Annotated in this window: 17 protein-coding genes; 8 read left to right on the top strand and 9 right to left on the bottom strand. The window is 60.5% G+C overall.

Annotated elements, in window-relative coordinates:
* Positions 1 to 258 precede the first annotated feature (258 nt).
* Positions 259 to 636 carry a single-stranded DNA-binding protein gene (locus ACR65W_RS11960; RefSeq protein WP_196399270.1) on the top strand — a complete coding sequence of 126 codons (378 nt, stop codon included), beginning with the start codon at positions 259 to 261 and terminating at the stop codon, positions 634 to 636.
* Positions 637 to 862: 226 nt separating this feature from the next.
* Here ACR65W_RS11960 and ACR65W_RS11955 read toward each other — a convergent pair whose 3' ends face one another.
* Positions 863 to 1,456 (bottom strand): hypothetical protein, encoded by a 594-nt coding sequence (locus tag ACR65W_RS11955; protein ID WP_434499140.1) that lies wholly within the window; start codon positions 1,454 to 1,456, stop codon positions 863 to 865.
* Between the two features lie 78 nt (positions 1,457 to 1,534).
* Between ACR65W_RS11955 and ACR65W_RS11950 the strand changes: the two genes are divergently transcribed.
* The 5 genes from ACR65W_RS11950 to ACR65W_RS11930 all read left to right on the top strand — a co-directional run bounded on the left by ACR65W_RS11950 (position 1,535) and on the right by ACR65W_RS11930 (position 5,524).
* Positions 1,535 to 1,789: a hypothetical protein gene (locus ACR65W_RS11950; RefSeq protein WP_434499139.1), complete on the top strand. Its 255-nt coding sequence runs from the start codon at positions 1,535 to 1,537 to the stop codon at positions 1,787 to 1,789.
* Positions 1,782 to 2,927, top strand: coding sequence for a DNA cytosine methyltransferase (locus ACR65W_RS11945; protein ID WP_434499138.1), 1,146 nt, complete (start codon positions 1,782 to 1,784; stop codon positions 2,925 to 2,927). Before ACR65W_RS11950 ends, ACR65W_RS11945 begins: the two co-directional genes overlap by 8 nt.
* The gene (locus ACR65W_RS11940; RefSeq protein WP_434499137.1) at positions 2,924 to 3,781 is read left to right on the top strand and encodes a hypothetical protein; all 858 of its coding nucleotides are present in this window, start codon (positions 2,924 to 2,926) and stop codon (positions 3,779 to 3,781) included. Before ACR65W_RS11945 ends, ACR65W_RS11940 begins: the two co-directional genes overlap by 4 nt.
* On the top strand, positions 3,774 to 4,508 hold the full coding sequence (locus ACR65W_RS11935; protein WP_434499136.1) for a GIY-YIG nuclease family protein: 735 nt from the start codon (positions 3,774 to 3,776) through the stop codon (positions 4,506 to 4,508). Before ACR65W_RS11940 ends, ACR65W_RS11935 begins: the two co-directional genes overlap by 8 nt.
* Positions 4,509 to 4,867: 359 nt before the next feature.
* Positions 4,868 to 5,524 carry a phospholipase D-like domain-containing protein gene (locus ACR65W_RS11930; RefSeq protein ID WP_434499134.1) on the top strand — a complete coding sequence of 219 codons (657 nt, stop codon included), beginning with the start codon at positions 4,868 to 4,870 and terminating at the stop codon, positions 5,522 to 5,524.
* Between the two features lie 85 nt (positions 5,525 to 5,609).
* Here the strand turns inward: ACR65W_RS11930 and ACR65W_RS11925 are convergent, their stop codons facing one another.
* The 3 genes from ACR65W_RS11925 to ACR65W_RS11915 are packed head-to-tail and all read right to left on the bottom strand — an operon-like array spanning position 5,610 to position 7,127.
* On the bottom strand, positions 5,610 to 6,038 hold the full coding sequence (locus tag ACR65W_RS11925; protein ID WP_196399276.1) for a hypothetical protein: 429 nt from the start codon (positions 6,036 to 6,038) through the stop codon (positions 5,610 to 5,612).
* Positions 6,031 to 6,717 carry a P-loop NTPase gene (locus ACR65W_RS11920; RefSeq protein WP_434499133.1) on the bottom strand — a complete coding sequence of 229 codons (687 nt, stop codon included), beginning with the start codon at positions 6,715 to 6,717 and terminating at the stop codon, positions 6,031 to 6,033. Before ACR65W_RS11920 ends, ACR65W_RS11925 begins: the two co-directional genes overlap by 8 nt.
* 11 nt (positions 6,718 to 6,728) lie before the next feature.
* Positions 6,729 to 7,127 carry a hypothetical protein gene (locus ACR65W_RS11915; protein ID WP_434499132.1) on the bottom strand — a complete coding sequence of 133 codons (399 nt, stop codon included), beginning with the start codon at positions 7,125 to 7,127 and terminating at the stop codon, positions 6,729 to 6,731.
* A gap of 417 nt (positions 7,128 to 7,544) precedes the next feature.
* Here ACR65W_RS11915 and mobC point away from each other — a divergent pair, with 417 nt between their 5' ends.
* Positions 7,545 to 7,952, top strand: a complete 408-nt coding sequence (gene mobC, locus ACR65W_RS11910) for a plasmid mobilization relaxosome protein MobC (protein ID WP_175095789.1) — start codon at positions 7,545 to 7,547, stop codon at positions 7,950 to 7,952.
* On the top strand, positions 7,949 to 10,918 hold the full coding sequence (locus tag ACR65W_RS11905) for an LPD7 domain-containing protein (protein ID WP_434499131.1): 2,970 nt from the start codon (positions 7,949 to 7,951) through the stop codon (positions 10,916 to 10,918). The genes mobC and ACR65W_RS11905 overlap by 4 nt, the downstream gene beginning before the upstream one ends.
* A 108-nt stretch (positions 10,919 to 11,026) precedes the next feature.
* Here ACR65W_RS11905 and ACR65W_RS11900 read toward each other — a convergent pair whose 3' ends face one another.
* From ACR65W_RS11900 to virB10, 5 genes are all read right to left on the bottom strand, one after another.
* A complete protein-coding gene (locus ACR65W_RS11900; protein ID WP_196399280.1) occupies positions 11,027 to 13,420 on the bottom strand; it encodes a S8 family peptidase in 2,394 nt (797 codons plus the stop codon).
* A gap of 103 nt (positions 13,421 to 13,523) precedes the next feature.
* Positions 13,524 to 14,519, bottom strand: a complete 996-nt coding sequence (locus ACR65W_RS11895) for an AAA family ATPase (protein WP_196399281.1) — start codon at positions 14,517 to 14,519, stop codon at positions 13,524 to 13,526.
* Between the two features lie 126 nt (positions 14,520 to 14,645).
* Positions 14,646 to 17,060, bottom strand: a complete 2,415-nt coding sequence (locus ACR65W_RS11890; protein WP_434499130.1) for a type IV secretory system conjugative DNA transfer family protein — start codon at positions 17,058 to 17,060, stop codon at positions 14,646 to 14,648.
* Between the two features lie 15 nt (positions 17,061 to 17,075).
* Positions 17,076 to 17,984 carry a P-type DNA transfer ATPase VirB11 gene (virB11, locus tag ACR65W_RS11885; RefSeq protein WP_434499146.1) on the bottom strand — a complete coding sequence of 303 codons (909 nt, stop codon included), beginning with the start codon at positions 17,982 to 17,984 and terminating at the stop codon, positions 17,076 to 17,078.
* A 40-nt stretch (positions 17,985 to 18,024) separates the two neighbouring features.
* Positions 18,025 to 19,368, bottom strand: coding sequence for a type IV secretion system protein VirB10 (gene virB10 / locus ACR65W_RS11880; protein ID WP_434499129.1), 1,344 nt, complete (start codon positions 19,366 to 19,368; stop codon positions 18,025 to 18,027).

Here is a 19,368-nt window from a genome sequence, read left to right as displayed (position 1 = left end):
CCGTTGCTCTTTACTGGCTTGTCTAGCGCCGGCGGAGCCACGTCGGCGCCTGCGTCGAATAATTTTCCCCTTGCCGCTATGCGGCAATTCCTCGCGCACGGGCGCGGCGCGCCCTTTCAAAATTCTCCGTCGCGGCCGGCGCGCAGCGCTTCGCTTGCCCACTGCGGCCTTACGGCCTTGCGGCTCTGTGGTCTCCATACCCCGGCGCTTTCAGACCGCCATCGCAACGGGCCGAGGCCCAACGATAGGAGAGAGAAAATGTCGCAGCTCAACACACACATTCAGGTCGGCCGGGTCGGTCAGCTCAAGGAAGTCGGCGCCAATCTCGTCATCACCGTCTGCTCGAACAACCCCTACAAGAACGGCAATGGCGAGTGGATCGACAATCCCGAGTGGATCGAACATACGATCTTTGCCCGGCAGGAATCGCGCATCAAATGGGCGCGCGAAAAACTCGAATCCGGCGACCTGGTTCAAGTGACGTCGCGCCCGAAGCAGACCGAATGGAAAGCCGCTAATGGCGAGCGCCGGTTCGGCTACACTTTCGCGGTAGAGGACATTCAGCACCTTGCCGACAAGCCGGCGAAGAAGACGGAAGCGCCCGCCGCGAAGCCGCAGGGCAAGAAGTCCCGCTGAGCGCGATTGAGGGGCCGCGCGCGGCCCCTCGAACACAAGCAGACCAATTTGCATCATGAGATTGCTTGTCGCGGCGGTCAGCAAACGGCGCCCAAGCTTGGCGCGCATTGACCGGCGCGGCGATCTGCTCGCCGCAAGAGACTCTGTCGCCATCAGCTTGGCGCGGCGTGTCGCCACCTTGATCACGAAAAAGGCTAACGCGCCGCTGATCGCTCAAATACATTCATCATCGGGCCTCTTCTTCGCCAGCCGCGCTTCTTTGCCATGCAGTTTGCGCGAAACGGACGAGATCCATTTCTCCTTGGCCATAAATTTGCGCGAGTCCGCTTTCATCGCAGAGCAGCCCAATGTCGGCGGCCTCGGCGCAACGCATGATTTCAGGCGCCAAGTCCTTTGGAAGAAAAAATCCAACGTAAGGATAGCGCGCTGAGTGGCATCCGCCAAAAGCGCCTGCGTTGCAGCTGGACACAGGGATTGAGCCGTAGGCCGAAATCGCGATTGTCGCGGAGGCGACGCCGACATCCAGCCCCCAGAGTGCGGGCTCGTCCTCGAATGCGGTCGCGCGCTCCTCTTCGAAGGCCGACATTTCCGCTTCGACATCATCCGCCATCTTCAGTCGGTCAATCAGTTTCGTCTCGATATCGAGGGCTGTGCGAACGACGCCCCAGCCGCAGCCCCGCAGATCGCAGTAGGAGCGATTGCCTGCGAGCGTGCCCTCCGCTTCCGCTTGTTCGAGTTCCTCGGGCGATATGTCGGCCAAGTCCGCGACATTCAGGTGGCGATGGATTTTTACGGGGAACGAGCGCGGAGCCCAACGCATGGAGGTCACCTGGACGAGAAATTTTAAAGTGAGATGGGCTCGATAGGCTCTCTCGTCGGCTCGGAACATATATAGAACATGCTGGACATGGCGCCAAAAAGGCGCCAGCTTCGCTGCATGCTCGATTCTTCAAAAAATCAGGCGATTCGTCCGCTGGATCGCATCAATCTTCGGTTGTCACCCGAGACCTTCGAAGCGATCGATCAAGCGCGGAGCGCGCGACCCGGCAATGTCTCCAGGAACACTTGGATTGCCGAGGCCATCAAGGAAAAGCTTGAACGGGACGATGTTCTGGTCGACGACCAAGCCATTGAGCGGAAGCGTCATGCCTAATTTTTATGAATTTTTTGCCGGTGGCGGGATGGCCCGGGCAGGGCTTGGGTCCGGTTGGACATGTCTGTTCGCGAATGATTTCGATCACAAAAAAGGCCTCGCCTATCAAGCCAACTGGGGTTCGGGCGGAGAGCTCAAGGTCGGCGATGTTCGCCAGGTCACCGTGGATGCGTTGTCAGGATACGCCGATCTGATTTGGGGGTCGTTTCCCTGCCAGGATTTATCTTTGGCCGGAGGCGGAGCCGGGTTGAAGGGAGAGCGCTCTGGAACCTTCTATCCGTTCTGGGATGTCATCACGGGGCTGATCGACGATAATCGCGCGCCGACGATTATCGCGATCGAGAATGTTTGCGGCACGCTGACCTCCCACGGCGGACGAGATTTCGAAGCGATCTGCAAGTCCTTCGGCGAAGCCGGATATCGATACGGCGCCTTGATCATCAACGCCTCTCTGTTCGTGCCGCAATCCCGGCCACGATTGTTTGTGATCGGCGTAAGAGACGATGTGACGATAGACCCGTCGCTCCTGTCGCCGGGGCCAATCGAGCCATTTCATACGCTGGGATTGCGCAGAGCTGTTGACGGCGTTTCCTCCCGCGCCAGGAAGAAGATGCTGTGGTGGAATTTACCGACGCCGCCGCGTCGCAAGATTTCTTTCGCCGATATCATCGAAGAAAATCCTTCGAGCGTCGACTGGCATACTGCCGCAGAAACCAAGCAAATTTTGGCGATGATGTCGCCGGTCAACAAGGCGAAGGTTGAGGCCGCCAAGCGTTCGGGGCGTCGGATGGTGGGCGGGGTCTACAAGCGCACCCGTCTCGACGAAAATGGCGTCAAGGTCCAACGGGCGGAAATTCGGTTTGACGATATCTTGGGATGTCTGCGGACGCCCGCAGGCGGTTCAAGCCGCCAGACGATCGTCGTCGTCGATGGAAACAAGATTCGATCGCGCCTGATTTCGTCGCGGGAGACCGCTCGATTGATGGGACTTGATGACGCGTATAAGCTGCCAAAAAATTACAACGAGGCGTACCATTTGACGGGCGACGGCGTTGCTGTCGATGTCGTTCGGCATCTTACGCGCTATCTGCTCGAACCGCTTCTCGACGTCTGCGCTCAGGCGGAGAGGGCCGCGTGAGCGTTATTCCTTGCGAGCAGGACCCAAGCGTGCGCCAGCAGATCGCAGAATTTGCTGAAGGGCTCAAGACGCAAGCCCATAAGCTCGGCGACCACGGGCTTGCGGAGAAAGACTTCTACGCCTCGCCGATTTTCCGCGGCGCTATTCAACAGGTGCGTGGAGAGTTTGCCGCAGCGATGCGAGGCAAGCGAGAGTTCGTCCAGCATGTTCTCAACCACATGGAGGATGGAGGCTTCATCGCGGGCTGGGACCGGGCCAAGCGCGGCGTGTTTTATGACTATGTTGTGACGCTACCAAGCGGTCGAACGACGATCATCGACCTGAAAGGCTGTTTGGACGGCGACAACTCGAAAATTTTCGAGCGCCCGGACGGCGCAGATGAATTTGTCCTTTGGAGCCTGTGCACCAATGTTGGCGCCGACCCGCGGTGCAACGCCTGGTCTGGGGTTCATACGCGCATAAGCGCTCAGATCATCGCGCGCAATCAGCGCGTCGATGGTCTCGTCATCTGGGATATGGTGTGCGGAACGGTCGGACGCGCCTGTCCAAAGCTGTTGGACGAGAGCGATGCCAGAACGACCGTGATTGGTCCTTTTTGTGCGCCGCCGCCCTGCATCTATCTGTTCCCATCCTCGATACCCTCTGTGGAAGCGCCGAAAGTCGGCGCGCAATCACTGCTGACCGTCGAACTCCTCGCTGCATTCCATTCCTGCTTTGGAGGTCGCGATAACGAGATTAATCATGTCAGCTTCGAAATAGCCTCGCTCGGCGATGAGACGATGCGGCGCACGACGATCGAACGGGGAGGCGTGGTGCAGCATTCCTCCGACATGACGGCGATCCGACATGCCTAGTCCGAACGAGCCCACTCCTCGTCGCGATCCCGATTTCATAAACTTTCCACCGTTCGAGACGGAGGATCTGCGAGCCAATCTGGCGAGGTTTCTGGATACATCGTTCGAAGAGGCCGTGGGGCAGACTCGCCGTGTCGGGAATTACAAATGGGGCGTTTACGCCTTCTTCGATTATGACGGCGAACCCATCTATGTCGGGCAGACGAACGAGATGCTGCGCACGCGCATTCGTCGTCACCTGACCAATCAGCGCACTGATGCTGTTGCCATGTCAGTGCTTGATCCGTTCGAAGTGCTCGAAATCGAGGTCTGGCCGCTGCCACAATATCAGGAGACAAGTGGCAAGGATGCCGACGCGCGCAAGCAACTGGATGCTTTGGAGCGATTGATCACGCAGCTCGCGGTTGATCGGTCAGAGTTCAAAGCGATCCTGAACGAGAAGGATCCACCGCCTGGGTCGCTCGTCGTCGAAGCGCCCCGATCCCTGCGCGCGAGAATTGTTTCCGACCGCGTCTATGAGCTCCGATCACATCCCGATTTTCGGATTGCTCGAAGAGCGCTCATTATTTCGCGGCTTGCGCAGGTGATCTCCGAGCGAAAGGTCCAGGGTGGATTACGACGCGTATTGCTGACACAGGCCTTGCGTCTTCAGTGGTTGGCGTCGCGTCGCTATGACGCGCTGGGTGGCGCTGCGTCGGTTGAGCAAGAAGGCGATGAAGATGGTTGACCGCGTGCAGCGAAAATATTCTGGACGTCCGTGACAAATTTGAGCCTTCGTCCCGACTTGCCGCTCCCTGAACACGCCTGCCATTGTGACTTCGTCGTGTGGAGGCGGGTCGGGATCTGCTCCTCAAAGGATACGTCAATGGGTTGGCGAGGACAACAAAACCGAGAAGACGACGAGGAATCGCGCTGGCGGCAGCTTCCATTCCGCGAGCGCTATAACTGGCGGGTTGTATTCACATCGATCGGCTCGGCCATCGTCGTCCTCATTTTTATCATCTGGAGCCAGTGGCAGTGATCCACCGGCGCTGGTTTCGGATCGTTGTTGGCGCTTCCCTCCTCTGCGGCATCGGCTCCTTGCCCGTGCGCGCCGGCGATGTGGAAATCCACTACGCGCCTGATGAAAACCTTGAGCGCATCGACGTCGACCTGATCCGCTTGGCGCGCGCGAAGATCGACATGGCGGTCTACTCGCTCACGGACTGGGCCGTCATCGACGCGTTGATCGAGGCGCGCCGGCGCGGGGTCGCCCTCCGCATCGTCCTAGACCCGGGACAGCAGCACGCGCTCGACCGGCTTCGCTCCATTGCCGACGATGTCCGGATGAAACCGGCGGGCGCATACATGCACCTGAAGTCCTATGCCGTCGATGGGCGCCTTCTTCGGTCGGGATCGGCCAACCTGTCGGCCTCCGGGCTCAAGCAGCAGGATAATGATCTCGTCGTTCTACACGACCCGTCTGCGGCGAAGTCCTTCGAGGCGCGCTTCCAGCAGCTATGGAATGTTTCCCGGCCGCTTCCCAACTCTGCCGCTTACACCGAGCCGGCGTCAAAGGACGCGCCGACGCCGTCCAAGGACTGCGCCATCAAGGGCAACGTCAACCGCAAGGGCGAGAAAATCTTCCACGTACCCGGCAGTCGCGACTACGCCCGGGTCACCATCACGGGCGCCGAAGAACGTATGTTCTGCTCCGTGGCGGAAGCGACAGCGGCAGGCTGGAGGCCGGCGGCGGGAAAATAGCGACGGTGTACGGACTGGCCTCGGTCATCATCCCTGTCGAGTTCGCATCCCTGCAACCCGTTGTCGATGACAGCCGGGGCGCCGCTTACGGCGCCAGCGCACGCCCAATCGCGATCCCGGTGACGACGAGGGCCGCGCCGACCGTCATGCCATAGATGAGCCATTGCGTCGTCTGCCGTCGCGCAACGTCGCGCGCCACGTCTTGCGCCGCGAGCGCAACGGCGCGGGCGAGGTTCGCCTTGGCCTGTTCGACCCCGGCGCGCATTTGCGCGTCCGCCGTTTCGCGCGTGCGCGCCAATATGGCCGACGCCTCGGTGGCAATCGCCTTGGGAAACTGGCGATAGAGGCTGTCGTAATATTGAAGCGCGAAGATGACGAGCCACAGCGCGTCATTGTCGCGAAGCCCGAGAACCTCCTTCACACGACGAAGCTGTCGGCGTTCTGTTTCCGTCGCCGTCCGGCCAATCAGCTTTTCAAAGCCGGTCGCGTCGTGGGCTTCCATGCCATCAGCCATTGGGAACGACCGCCGAAAAGACGCCATCGACCTGCGCGAGCCAGCGTTTCAATTCGGCGCGATTGCCGATCGGCATATCCGCAAGCGCCTTTCGAATGCTGAGGCGCTTGCTGTAGAGGTCATCGCTGACGCGGTCCGCCATATCGGGAAACAGCAGGCTCTTGCCGCCCCGCCCTTCGATCGCTTTCCGTGTCTTCGAGCCGTTATAGAGCTCGAACTTCTCATCCGCGCCGAAGTAGCCGTTCTTGACGACGTGAACGGTTGAATTCGGGATCGCTTCGAGAAAATCCTGCAACAGCTCCAACGAATCCCGCTGACGATTGACAACCCACAAGGTCACCAATCGCCGCTTCAGCTCGTCGAGGGCGCCGCTCAGCGTGACGCCGTAGGCCCCTACCCCCTGGTTGTTGCGCGCCGCCGTATTGACGATAACGGTCTTGTCCGCGTTTTCGTCACAGAGATTGACGAGCCGAATCCAGCCGTCAGCATCGTCCAGATTGACGCCCTCGCACGGGATCTCCTTCTCATAGTTCTGCATGACGTCAGGATTCGAGGTGTCAGCGTCGACCACGACAACCGCCTCGCCCCGCGCCGTCAGAAAATGGATGAGCGCCATTGTCACCATGGACTTGCCGACGCCGCCCTTGCTGCCGCCGACCATGTAAATCGCCTTATCCATTCGCCGATCTCCTAGATTTCATCGCGGTCGCGGCGCACGCGGAAGGATGACGCGCGCGGCACAGGTTCAGACTCGACGGTTCCAACGGATGCGGACCTTGCGATTTCCGAGGTGGTCGGCGCGGGCCTTTTCCCGTTCTCGCTGGAGTGATGGCTTCCCCGCTTCACCCCGCGCTGGGCTTTCTGTTCGGCGAGCTGTTTCAGCACCCGAAACAGCGAAGGCGCCGAAATCATAATGCCCTGCTCTCTGAGGTAATCGAGAAGTTGAGCATTCGTCAGTCCGCGGCCTTTCGCCTTCATCAAAGGCCCATAGATCGCGCCAATTTGTTCGCGCAGCGTGAGCCGACGGTTCGGCTTCAGCGCGTTAATCCCCTCCTTCAGACGCTGCAGGTCCTCAGCGGTGAGCTTCATGCGAGCCTCTAATAAAATGGCAACTGTTTAGACCCACTCCCTTCCTTACGCAAGACCTTTATGACAACGATGTGAGAGCTTCTTGGAGATCGATCTGATATGCGCCTGATGCGACGGTGAGAATTTTATGCGAGTCCGTTGGGTCTCTGTGTGAGACGCTTTCGATGTTGATCTAAGAGCCTCGTGAGACTGTCTTGATAGTGCGCTGAGAGTGTTTTGAGACTGCTTTGAAAACCGCACAAAGCCTCGAAAAACGTTGAGAAAATGAGGGTTTTGCCGTATACAAAGCGAAGAGTGGTGATGAATGGCAGGATAGGGATTTTGTGAAACAAAATCTTTATGTGCGCTCGCCGCGCCGGCCATGTTCGCGTCCGGCAGTTTGCCAAAGGCAAACCGGACGCTAAGGACGATCGACGAATGGCGGACAAGCGACATTACGATCGGCGCAAGACGCGATTTATCGGTTTCCGCGTCGATGAGACGGAGGCGGCGGCGTTTCTGTCATTCTGCGAAGCGAGGAATCTGACGACAACAGAAGCGCTGCGTCGCATGGTTCGCGCGGCCAGCGACATGGGGCCGACGTTTGACGGCGAAGGACGCGTCGAAGTCGTCGAATTGACGCGACAGCTGCGCGCGATCGGCGTTAATCTCAATCAAGCCGTTCATCATATGAACGCGGGCAACGCTTTCCCGGGAGAGAATGTGCGCGCGTGGCTTATCGAAGCGCATGGGATCATGCGGGCGCTCGACGCGCTCTATGCGTCATTGACGTATCGAGCGCGGAGACGCGCCGAGACGGCGATCGAGAAGGACTGCGCCTCATGACGACTCTCGCGGCGCTTGATCTTTCGATTCTGACGGAAGGCTTGCAGCGTCGTCTTGCGGCGAAGAATCGGGCGGCGCTGGACGATCTTGCGGCTGCGGTACAATCGGCTGAGCGTTACCGCGCGCAAACAGCCAACAGCTCGCGCGCGGCGCCCCGGCCCCGACACGACGAGCGGCCGGACACAGGGCCGCGCGCGCCGGCACCAGGCGAGAACTCCCGGGCCGACGATGAATTGCGCGTGAAGCGCGCGGTCGCAGCGAAGGGCAGCGTTTCGCAGACCGACGTCTCGACGCGTGCGCCCGCCGCGGTTGCGGAAACGGCGCGACCCTCATCGCCGGCACTGGGCGGCCGCGCGCCGGCGAGGGGCGCAGCGATCGCATCCGTGCGGTCCGCCTTGATCGCGAAGGCTAATCTTGCGGCCGGCTCGCAGGCGGCGGTCGTCAAGATCGCGAGTTTCGGTTCGGGCGCGGCTCGGGCGCAGTCACTGCTGAGTTATCAAAGCGACAAGGGCGAACTGACGCTCGAGCGCCACGACGGTTTGATGATTACCGGACAGCGCTCCGTCGCCGACTTCGCGGCCACATGGCGCGCGGAGGACGGCCGCGCGCCGTCCAACGACGTGCTGGGGTTCACAATGCAGTTTGACGGCGCGCTGGAGGCAAAGAAGGCGCAAGAAGCGCTTACGGAGGCTCTTCGTGGCCATCACTATGCATGGCGGCTTTCGCAGCAAGGCACGCATAGCCGCGTCGACATCGTCATGACGGCCGCGAGTCGCGAGCGCAACGCGGGCGGCCGGCTTCACCGGATCTACGACAATCAGCGGTCGATTGACGGTTTGCGCGATCGGTTGGAGGGCGCATTCGGCCGGGACGCCGAATTTACCGACCCGAAATGGGCGCATGGGGTCGAGGGCGCCACGACGGCGCTGGCCCGACTTACCCGCGGCGGTGAGATCGAGGTATTTGGGCCGGACGGCCGGGTGCTCAAAGATGAAGTCGAGCGCCTGGCGCGCGAGCGGCCGAACCGCCCACCGCGCGCCGCGTCGCGTGAGGCCAATGTCAGCCTGGAAATCGCCAAATCCTGGCGGCCGCATATGCGATCGAGCGCGCCGCGCGACTTTGCGCATGTCATTTTGAGCGCCAAGCTCGGCACGGACAAAGCGGCGTTTATGGACGCCGCGCGGGCGACCCTGGCGCGCGCGTTTGCCGGACATGAGTATGTTTTCGTGATGCATACGAACCGAGAGCATATTCATGTGCATGCGGCGGTTCGACTTGTCCGGGACGAAGGCAAGCGGCTCGACCCAAAAATTCAGGATTTTTCGCGCTGGCGCGATACGCTCGCAGCTGAAGCCCGCGCCCGCGGCATCGCCATGGAGAATGTCCGGCGGTTCGATCAGGCGCATGCGCCAGCCTACAAACTCAAAGACGTGAAAATGATGGCGCGCGGCATTGCGCCGCCGAGCGTTCGCCGGCGCGTCGAGCGCGTGAAAACCCGGGAAATTCACAGACCGACGCGCGAGGAAGGTCGGCGTCGCGCCCAGGACGCCGCCCGCCAATGGCGGAACGTCGCCGCCCTGTCGACTCGCGGCGCGCCACCGCCACCAGCGCCCGGCGCCGTGCGGCTTTATCGTCTCGATAGCGGCGGCGATCGACGCGGCGCGCTGTTCGCCGCTGATATGGCGACGGCTGCGGCTTATGCGAAGCCAGGCGTCGCCACACGGATGATTTATGTGGACGTGCCGGCCGCTCGCGCAAGCGAGCTGAAATCCTCGCGAACGCAGCCCGGCAAGGTTTTTGTCGTGCCGCGCGCTATCAGCGCTCAAAGCCGACCATTGGACGGTGCGCCGAGCGCCGCCGTCGCGCATTTTCAGAAACGCGCCGAGAGCGCTCTACGAGGTCGCGCGCCCTCGACCGACGCAGAGGAGACAGGACCCATGCGAACAGCCGAAACGATGATCGCCGCGCGCGACAGCATGGCCGATACGATTACGAAAATCGACAAGGCGCTTCCCGACGATGAGGCGCGCGCGCAATTCGCCGAACAGTCGCGCCGGCTGCTCGACAAGGCCGACGAAGCCATCGCCGCGCAAACCAATCTCGAACAGCAAAAGGCGGATGTGCAGGGCGACCGCTACGTGAAGCCGGAGCCCGCGCGTGACCTCGGGCCGATTATCACGTTCGAGCGTAAGGGCGACGAGATCCATTACCACCGACACGATGCGACCGGCGCACTGCAAACCCTTGCCTTTGTCGACAATGGGAAGCAGCTTGATATTCGCGACTGGAACAACGCGGATTCCGTCAACGCCGCGCTGAAAGTCGCATCCGAAAAATGGGAAGCGCTCAACGTCACCGGCAGCGACGCTTATAAGGAGACGGTGGCGCGGCTCGCGGCTGAGCATGGCTATAAAATCACAAATCCCGAGATGCAGGGTCGTATTCACGAACTGCGCGCCGAGATCGAAATAAACCGCGCGCGGATTGCCGAAGGCCAGGCGCAGCCCGATGAAAGGCACGAGGCCGCGCCGATGGAGCGGCAAGACAAACGAGACGAGCCTGCCCGCGCCGAAGGTCCGACCTCGACGGCGGCCGAGCGCGATATTCGCCTACAGGAGATTCGGGGGCGGGTAGATCGCGAAGCGGCGCGCGAAACGGAACAGGCTTACCGCGCCAGGGAAGCGAAAGAAGCCCATGACGCGCAATCGAACGAGCAGACGCCCTATCGCGCGCAGGCCGAGGCCGCAAGCGCGCGCGAAGCCGATCGATCCATGGAGGACAACACGCGCCGCGAAATGCCGGCCGATCCTCGACAGAGCGAGCAGATGCAGAACCTTCGCGAGCAGCAGTCGCGCGTTCTGAAACAGGAGGAAGAGCAGCGGCGCGTCGACCAGGAGAACGCGGCGCGCATCAATCGCGAGCTGGCGCAGCCCCGGAGGTCGGAATCCGAGGGTGAAGGTCGATAGTACGCTCGATCTTCAACGCTACCCTTGAGGTGCAGCGCAGCTTTCAAGTTCAGCGGGTCATTTGTGAAAGTCAAAAGTCTAAGCGTAAACTCAGCATGATGGTGTGTACTAGGTTTCTATCACAATTGGGATGCCGATCTGGTTCGCTACAGGCGTGTACAAGTCCGTCTGAACTTCAGGCGTTTCGATTGACACGAGCAGCGAGTATCGCGCTGTCTTTTGCCAAGCGCCAAGATGGGACCTTTTGTTCCACCAGCCCATCGTCGGATAAACTGCGATATGTCCTCGGCTCGCTAAATCGACTGCTCTTCCACGCCATGTATCAGAATGAATCGAACCCAAAGAAGCTAACGAATGGCGGCGTCCAAAATCCCAACCTGGGTCCGGGATGGAGCTGCCCTGATAATCCTCGTCTCGGACAAAGGCATTGATGCGCTGCTGGAACATTGCATCAGTTTCTAGCGGCTTGCGCACGGCGAAGCGAAGTCCGTGCGATTGATAGCCATATCGCTGCGTCCAACCGCGTGCGCCGGGACTCGGCTCAATAAAATACGACAAACTGACACGCATGACGACTTCCGTATTTTGCAGCGCCTGAAGTGCCTCTCGCGGCCATGGCAAAGCGTGCAAAATCATCTCGCGCGTTTTTATTCTTCCGTCGTCTCTGTAAAAGGGCTGAATTTCGTCTTCGGCAATTAATGTCAGCGAGTTATCGAGGCTCGATAAGAGGCGGCGGACGTTTGGTGTTCCGTACCCGAAACAACGAACGAGCGAACGAAAGTCGATATCGCCGCGCGAGTCGGTGAACCGTGCCTTCATCGCAGGCGTCCATTGCGCCGAATGGACCAATAGCGCGCGCACAGTTTCGGGTCTCAGGTCGGGATATTTTGCCCATACCATTGCGGCAAGTCTTGCCGCCAACGCGGTTGAAGCACTTGTATCTCCGAATGTTGCGAGCGCAGCGCGCCCAATGCCGCCGTGTGAAGTGCTAAGAAGCTGTAGATCGTCGAGATAATCAGGTTCCCGGACAGAGGGGTTCGTCCCCATGTTGCCCGCTTCCATCACGATGTCCGGCTTAATTGGCCACTTGCCCCATGTCGTCGACGTGCAGCTGCATGGAGCAAGATCGCCGGGTTGAGCGAGCGGCGTCCAACTCGGCCATCGCGCAGCGTCGATGGCATATTTTTCGGTATAGCCGCCCACCGTTAGTGCATTCCATGTCTGCGCCGGATCGTGAATGCCCTCCGTGAGGTTTGAGTCGGCGTAAAGGTGACGCTGAGCCGCATCGGTGTTTCCTGCGGAGATAACGAACAATCGGCGTGGTCCACCATCCGTGCCGGCACTGAGCGCGTCGATCGCTGCCGACCAGGAAGAAGGACGGCCTCGATCTCGTCCGTCTTGGGCTGTAACGGCCATGCAATAGACGCGGTTGCGATCAGCCGTGACCTCAACGCGGTAGGCGCTTTCCTGCGTAACAGCGCCATATAATTCAGGGTCGTGCGGATCATCCCTGTGAAAAATCTTCACGGATTCCAACCGATGCCCGACTTCGATTCCATTGCTTGACGCGAGCGCATCGGTAAGATCGCCATAGGCCGCGAGCCCCGCCATGGGCGTGCCATGGCCAACACGATCATCGAGACCCCAAGCGGGCCTGTATGTATGGAGGTCGCGCAAGTCAGCAACTGCGGTGAGCAGCAGGTGCCCGGCGTTAACACCGGTATCGAGGAGACACACATAGGGGGGCGTGGAGCCACCAACTGTTGTGCGCGACAGCAAGTCGTCGACCCATTCCTGCTGCTCGGTCACGGTCATATCGGCAAAGAATGCCGCAGTTACCTTAGGCAGCCTGATCTCGGCAATCATGCCAAGAATATCAATCGAGCGTGCGAGATTGGCGGCTGTCCCGCGGACAAGCACGATCGTCCGATCAACGAAACTGATGGCCTGGTCCTTGACAGACAATTCAAATCGAGATGCAAACTCCCTCAGACGAGCAAGGTGGTCCACCCCTCCCGAACGGCGCAACCAGAGCTCCCATGTAAGCTCGGTATCCGGCTCGGGGAACGGGAGTGTTTCTTCGGTCCAAAGAGCTTCAAGCGCTGCAATCCTGATATCGCTGATGCTTTCAACGAGGTCTTGGTTTTTTGGGCGCGACACGCCTGTCGCGGTACGCGGCGTTGTATCGTTGTCCCGGTAATCGGTAATCCGACGAAGAAACAAATCGAGCTTACCTTCGGGAACGAAAACGGTCGCCTGCGTCCGATCTTGGGGAGTTGTTTTGACCGCGCAAAGTTCAATGCCGCTCGGTGCCAGGTCGAGGCTTTCGAATTTAAGCGGAAAGTTAGGCTCGCTTTCGAATTCTAGATAAATGCCAAATCCCGCATCGAGTCCAAACGCTCTTTGCTCACCGACACGTTGATCAGCGACCGGCTGGGCGGCTTGGATTTTTGTGAGCAGGTCGGCAGCGTGCTGCGGTCGATTTCGAGCCGGGAGATTCATGCGCTCGTGCGGCGCAGAATTCGGACTGGTAAATCTTGTAGGTTCTGAATTTTGAGGAACGATTAAATGTGGGTGCTGAGCCATGCTGCCCTATGAAAATTTGTTATTCGCCGGAATTCTGCTTGTGGTTTACGGCGAACTTTCGCTCTTCAATCGCGTGCGCGAGGTCGGCCTGAGTGACAGAATTACGCTCGCCAACCAGCGCATCCTTTATCGCGTCTTCGCAGGCACGGGTAATGTCCGCAAAGTTGAGGCCGTCGGCAAGCGCTGCGGCCTTTGCCCACTGAATTCTTTTCGCGGGAAACCCGCTTAGTTTGGAACGGAGTGTTTCGATAATTTTCTCGCCATCCGGCAAGCTGTATTCGATCACGTCATCGAAACGGCGGAACAGCGCTCGATCTAACATGCCGACATGATTGGTGGCGGCAATTACCAAACTGTCCGAGTTATCCTGCTCGACCATTTGTAGGAAGCTATTGAGCACGCGCCGTATTTCGCCAACATCGTTCGTCATGCCGCGCGACGAGCCAATGCTGTCAAATTCATCAAACAGATAGACCCCGCGCGTCTGATTGAGCGCCTCAAAAATCAGCCGAAGTTTGGCGGCTGTTTCACCCATGAATTTCGTAATGAGGCCATCCAGCCGCACGACGAACAACGGCAAGCCGAGCTCTCCGGCAAGCGCCGAGGCGGTCAGCGTTTTCCCCGTGCCAGGATTCCCTATTAGCAGGAGTTTGCGTCGAGGCGAAAGGCCCTTGCTTCGTATGACTTGAATCGCCCGCTGCTCTCGAATAACGCGTTCCAGCTTTTGTCGCGTTTGATCACTCAGGATCATATGGCTCAGTCTGACGCTCGGATAAGAAACGCTGAGAAGCTCGGCGACCTCGCCGCGCGGGCGGGCTAAGGGGATCGGCGCCTTCGACGGCAGCTGGGGGCGTGACTTGGCGCGATCAATCATCAGTCGGATTTCGTCGGCGACTTTGCCGTGGCCCATGCGCGCTTCATGGGCCGCAATCTGCATGGCGATCGCGTAAAAATGCGCTTCATCTCCCTCGGTTAGGGACGCGATGAGCGCTTTGACTTGATCGGCGCTGGCCATGAGCAATTCCTGATCGCAACCTTAAGACAGAATCATATGTGGCGGAAGAGCTTTGAAGCATTATTAACGTTTTGAAGGAGGGTCAAACGGGCGCTTCTGACAGAAGCGCCCGGCGGGATTCAACCTTCATGGCTCGGCCGTCTCCGCTTCTATAACTGCGGTGAGCCCTGTCAGATCGCTGGGCGTCGGCGTATCAATGAACAACGCGGCGTCGGTGTATAAGCTGTCAACCAGTTCGTCCAAGTTTTCCGCGCCATCTTTGTCGGCGCACGTCGCGGCCGACTTCACAATTTCAGCCGTGATATCCGATTTACCCTTTAAGTCATTCAACCGGGCCAGCATGTCGTCGTCAATGCGCCGCGCCGGTCTCTCTGGCAAGCCGCTGTCACTGGACGCCGCGCCATTACCCATGGCCAGATCAAGTAACGGGCCAGAACTGGCGATGGTCGCGGCGGCGACCGGGGCTGCCGCTTTTGGCGTGGCTGCCGCCCCGATCGACGGCGCCAATTCGGCGCGTTCATCATTCAACAGCCGCCGCGCCGAATAGACTTCGCGCCTCAAAGCGGCTGTCGCCGCCTCTGTTGAACGCGCCTCTGCGAATATCCGCTTTCGGGTAGCGCGCAGCTCGCCAAATCGTGTCGGCTCGATCCGCAGCACGTTCAGCAGGTCCGCCGTGGCGCCATTCCCGGCTTCGGTCATCGCGCGCACAAACGCCGCCTCGAAGGCCGACGCGTCGAGATAGAGCGCCCGCGCTTCACGCATGACACGATCTTTCGCCACAAGATGCTTGAAGCCGCCCGGCGCGCCGGGGACGACCGTTTCGATTTCGCCGCCGCCCGCGTCCGTCACGTCAGGAATGGCGATCCGATGCACGAAGCCGCGCGCCCCCTCGACCAGTCGCTTGAATCTGGCTTCCTTGAAGAAATGCGCCTTGTCGACGACGGCGCCATATTCGCCGCGCACGAGCAGCACCGCCTTCGTCGGATCGAGGCGGCGCATCGCCTCGCTCGTCATCAGCGGCTCCAGCTCCCACCGTCCTTGCGTCGTGCGCGTCGCCCTGCCCTGCGATCCGCTGAAACCAGCGCCGACAGACGTTCCCCAGCCTTCGCGGCGGACATAGTGCTTGCCGAGTTCGTCGGCGCAATAGCGCGCCGTCGTCTCATCGCCAACGCCGATGAGCAGCTTCACGTCCATATTGCCGATAAGCATGTCGCGCGTCGGCTTGCCATAGCGAACGTCGAGCTGCGTCAGGCCTTGGGCGATCACGGCGATCTGAAAGCCGTAGCCGGCGACGAGCGGCGCGCGATCGACAATTTCGGGCATGCGGCCGAACTGAAAAAATTCATCGAGCATCAGCAGCAGCTTATGCGGTTCATCGAGCCCGGGCAGATTGCGCAGCAGAACGTCATGAACCTGTTGGACGAGCAGACGCACGACGGCCTCGACGGCCGCAAAGTTTCCGACGGGCGTTCCGATCAGGATCGTGAACGGCCGGCGGCGCAGCTCCGCAATGTTGAAATCGGACCGGCTTGTCGCCGCGTCGACCAGGCTATTGTTCCATGGCTCCAGCGCCGTCACGATGTGCGACTCGAATGACTGGCGCTGCTTTTCTTCGCGGCTGATATGCTGGCGAAACTTGTCCTGAACGAACGCGTTGAGTTCGGGCTCATTCGCCAGAATATTCGCCATCTCCGCGACGAGCGGCCGGCCCCGGCTGAACATTTTCAGCGCCGCCTTGATCGTGCGCCCTTCGATCGGCGGCTCGCGCGCGTCAAGGACATAGGCCAGTAGACCCGCAAACAGCCCGCGCGCGGTTTCCGCCCAATAGGGATCGCCCGACTGCGGCAGCGGAATCAGGCTGTGCGCGATATTCGCGACATCGGTCGCCCGTTCCGGCCATGGCGACACGAGATCGAGCGGATTCCAGCAATGCGACTGCGCAGAGCCCGGCGAGAACATGAAGACGTCCTGCCCCAGCGCGGCGCGGGCCGCGCCGATCTGGTCCCACATTTCTCGTTTGATATCGAGGCCGATCAAGGAGCCGCGCCATTCGATCGCGTTGGGGAGGACGAAACCGACGCCCTTTCCCGAGCGCGTCGGGCCGTTGAGGTAAATGTGACTGGCGCCGCTATAGCGTATGTCCTTGCCGTTGAAGCGGCCGAGGAAGACGGAATAGCCGGGCCGGCCGTTCAGCAGTCCCGCTTTGCGCAAATCGCGCTCAGTCGCCAGCCGGGCGCCGCCGGAAGGCCGATGCGCGCCGCCGAGCGACTCCATGGCTTGCGCCAATCCGAGCGTTACGAGTGCGAGCACAATCAGCCCGCCGAGAATGGCCTTGATCGCGAGCTGATGAACTACGGGAGACGTCCATTGCTGATAAGCCACTTGCGCGGGCAAGATCAGCTCAAAGCCATGCAAAAAACGTCGCCACAGCTCCCATGACTTGGTTTGCAGGCCGATAAGCGCTGCGAAGGACGCTTCCCAGGCGAAGAAGGCGCAGGCGAGCGCGATCATCCCGATGATCCCATAGGCGAGAGCGCGCATGACCCGCCCTTTCAACTATTGCGCGCCGTAGCCGCGAAAATAGATTTCCGCGACGCCGCGCGTCGGGCGCCGGCGGAGCTGAATCACCATCGGCACCACCGAACGCACGTATTCGATGATTTCCGCCTTGGTCAGTTTCAGATTGGATTGCAGCGTCATCAGCGCCAGCCGCTGAAACGCGCCATAGGCGCTGTCGGCATGCAGCGTCGTCAGAGAGCCGGGATGACCCGTATTCACCGCCTGCAAGAAGGTCGCGGCTTCCGCGCCACGAATCTCGCCGAGAAACAGCCGATCGGGCCGAAGACGAAGGCTCGCTTCGAGCAGCTCCTGGACTGTCACATCGGCAAGGCCCTGCCCGCCTTTCGAGGCGACGAGCGGCAGCCAGTTCGGCTGCGGCGGTTTCAGTTCGCGCGTGTCTTCGATCGATACGACGCGCTCCGTCTCCGGCACATGTTTGAGCAGCGCATTGAGGAACGTCGTTTTACCCGAGGACGTTCCCCCGGAAATAATCATCGTCACATGATTGACGACGGCGAATTCGATCGCGCGGCGAACGCCATCCAGCGAGTGATCCTTGAGGAGAGTCGCGAGCTCCCGTTCGATTTCCGGGTATTCGTCGGCCTCAAACGTCCTGGGGCCACGGACTTTGACGCCGTCAAACGCGCCGAGCGCTTGATAGTCGGCGAGCGTCATATTGGCGATGACTTGCTTGCGGATCGAGAAGGAGCCGCCATGCGGCGTCGCCGGCGCGAGCACCCCCTGAAAGCGCTCGCCATGCGGCATCGCGGCCGAGAGCAGCGGCGTCGAGGAATTGACCGATTGCTGCGTCGAGGCGGCGACATGCGTTGCCAGCCGCGTGATCGCTTCCTCGGTCAGCTCGGGAACGTCGAAGCGCTCCATATGCGGCCTGCCGAGCGCTTCCACCCAGACTTCGCCCGGCCTGTTGGCGCAGATTTCGATGACGTCAATATCTTCTAACCAGCGCTGAATCGGACGCGCAGCCTCGCGGAAGTAGACCGGCAGCGTCTCCCAGAGCGGGCGCGTCGCAACCTCGGGCGCCTGCGGCTTTCTTGGGGTGACGAAGTTCATACAACGCCTCTTTCACAGGATCGGGGTAGAGATCGGAGAAATCGAGATCGCGTTTGACAAACACGATCACGGGCGTTCCCTGGTCGATATGGATCGTCGGCGGAACCTTGATGTCGTTGCGCAAGGCTTCCTGCGCCATGCGCGTGACGCTCTGCGCGACCGTCTGCGCGCCGATCTGGCGCGCGTTCAGCAGGATTTGCCCCTGCGACACCGCATTGAGCGGAATCAGCGTTCCCGACGCCGGATCGAGAACGAATTGCTGGCCCTGATACTGATTGTAGTTTTGGCCGAACGCCGACGCGAATTGCGCGGCCCCGCCCGCCAGCGTCAGCAATGTGGCGCTGCCGAAGCGTTGCAGGAAATGGGTGTCGACCTCGCCGGTTAGCCCCGAACGACCAAGCGCATCCGTTCCCGGCGATTGCAGCATCAGCGACACGCCATCGGCGCGAAGCAGGCGCGTCCACACGACGAAAACCCGGGTCTGCCCATAGGCGAGACCCGATTTATATTCGCCGGTGAGCATCGTTCCTTTCGGGATCAGAACGCGGCGGCCATCAAAGGAATAGACATCTTCCGTTGTAATTGCCCGCACCATGCCCGCGAGATCAGACTGGATCGCGGTCTCCAGCGTCGCCCGGATCATGTAGCCTTGCGGGACAAGGGCATCAGGCCGCCTGACCTCTTCCGCGTAAGCCTTCGTCACCTGATGCTCGGAATTCGCGAGAAATCGCCGATGCGGATCTTCCTCCTTGTCTTCGGCCGTCACTTTTGACGGATCGCCATTCGTGAGGCCTTCCTTGTCGCTGACGATCAGCATCGGCGAGCGCAGACGCGCCTGTATTTTCGCTTCCGCCTCCTTACGCAGCCGTTCCAGTTCGGCGAGGCGCTTCGCTTCGCTATCGTCGAAAGGTTCCGCCTTTGGCGCGGGCGGTGGATCATTCCCAACGACCGGCGGCGGGATCACGAATTTGTTTTGAGGCGGCGCGGGCGCCGGCGTCGCGTTGAAGCCGAGCCCCGGCTGCAACCTCGCCGTCGCGAATGTTTCTTCGGCGACGTTTTGCGGCCGATTCTGCTTGCGCGCGGTCGCATACCAGAACAGGCCGAGGACAAGCACGGCGAGGGCGAAGAAGAGCGCGCCGAGCGCCATCCCCGGATTGGACGACTGGCGCGTGATAGTCTCGCCCGCGAGGCGTCCCTCCTCATCGAAATCCGCAGCCAT

It is taken from the genome of Methylocystis sp., assembly GCF_051062815.1.
Lineage (GTDB): Bacteria > Pseudomonadota > Alphaproteobacteria > Rhizobiales > Beijerinckiaceae > Methylocystis.
This window is presented reverse-complemented; position numbering and strand designations above follow the sequence as displayed.

Bases quoted from the DNA above. Each gene is read 5' to 3' on its own strand.
- ACR65W_RS11895 (WP_196399281.1), bottom strand. From the start codon at position 14,519: ATGGCCAGCGCCGATCAAGTCAAAGCGCTCATCGCGTCCCTAACCGAG.
- ACR65W_RS11900 (WP_196399280.1), bottom strand. From the start codon at position 13,420: ATGAATCTCCCGGCTCGAAATCGACCGCAGCACGCTGCCGACCTGCTC.
- ACR65W_RS11915 (WP_434499132.1), bottom strand. From the start codon at position 7,127: ATGAAGCTCACCGCTGAGGACCTGCAGCGTCTGAAGGAGGGGATTAAC.
- ACR65W_RS11945 (WP_434499138.1), top strand. From the start codon at position 1,782: ATGCCTAATTTTTATGAATTTTTTGCCGGTGGCGGGATGGCCCGGGCA.
- ACR65W_RS11890 (WP_434499130.1), bottom strand. From the start codon at position 17,060: ATGCGCGCTCTCGCCTATGGGATCATCGGGATGATCGCGCTCGCCTGC.
- ACR65W_RS11950 (WP_434499139.1), top strand. From the start codon at position 1,535: ATGCTGGACATGGCGCCAAAAAGGCGCCAGCTTCGCTGCATGCTCGAT.
- virB10 (WP_434499129.1), bottom strand. From the start codon at position 19,368: ATGGCTGCGGATTTCGATGAGGAGGGACGCCTCGCGGGCGAGACTATC.
- ACR65W_RS11960 (WP_196399270.1), top strand. From the start codon at position 259: ATGTCGCAGCTCAACACACACATTCAGGTCGGCCGGGTCGGTCAGCTC.
- ACR65W_RS11925 (WP_196399276.1), bottom strand. From the start codon at position 6,038: ATGGCTGATGGCATGGAAGCCCACGACGCGACCGGCTTTGAAAAGCTG.
- mobC (WP_175095789.1), top strand. From the start codon at position 7,545: ATGGCGGACAAGCGACATTACGATCGGCGCAAGACGCGATTTATCGGT.
- ACR65W_RS11955 (WP_434499140.1), bottom strand. From the start codon at position 1,456: ATGCGTTGGGCTCCGCGCTCGTTCCCCGTAAAAATCCATCGCCACCTG.
- ACR65W_RS11935 (WP_434499136.1), top strand. From the start codon at position 3,774: ATGCCTAGTCCGAACGAGCCCACTCCTCGTCGCGATCCCGATTTCATA.
- ACR65W_RS11905 (WP_434499131.1), top strand. From the start codon at position 7,949: ATGACGACTCTCGCGGCGCTTGATCTTTCGATTCTGACGGAAGGCTTG.
- ACR65W_RS11920 (WP_434499133.1), bottom strand. From the start codon at position 6,717: ATGGATAAGGCGATTTACATGGTCGGCGGCAGCAAGGGCGGCGTCGGC.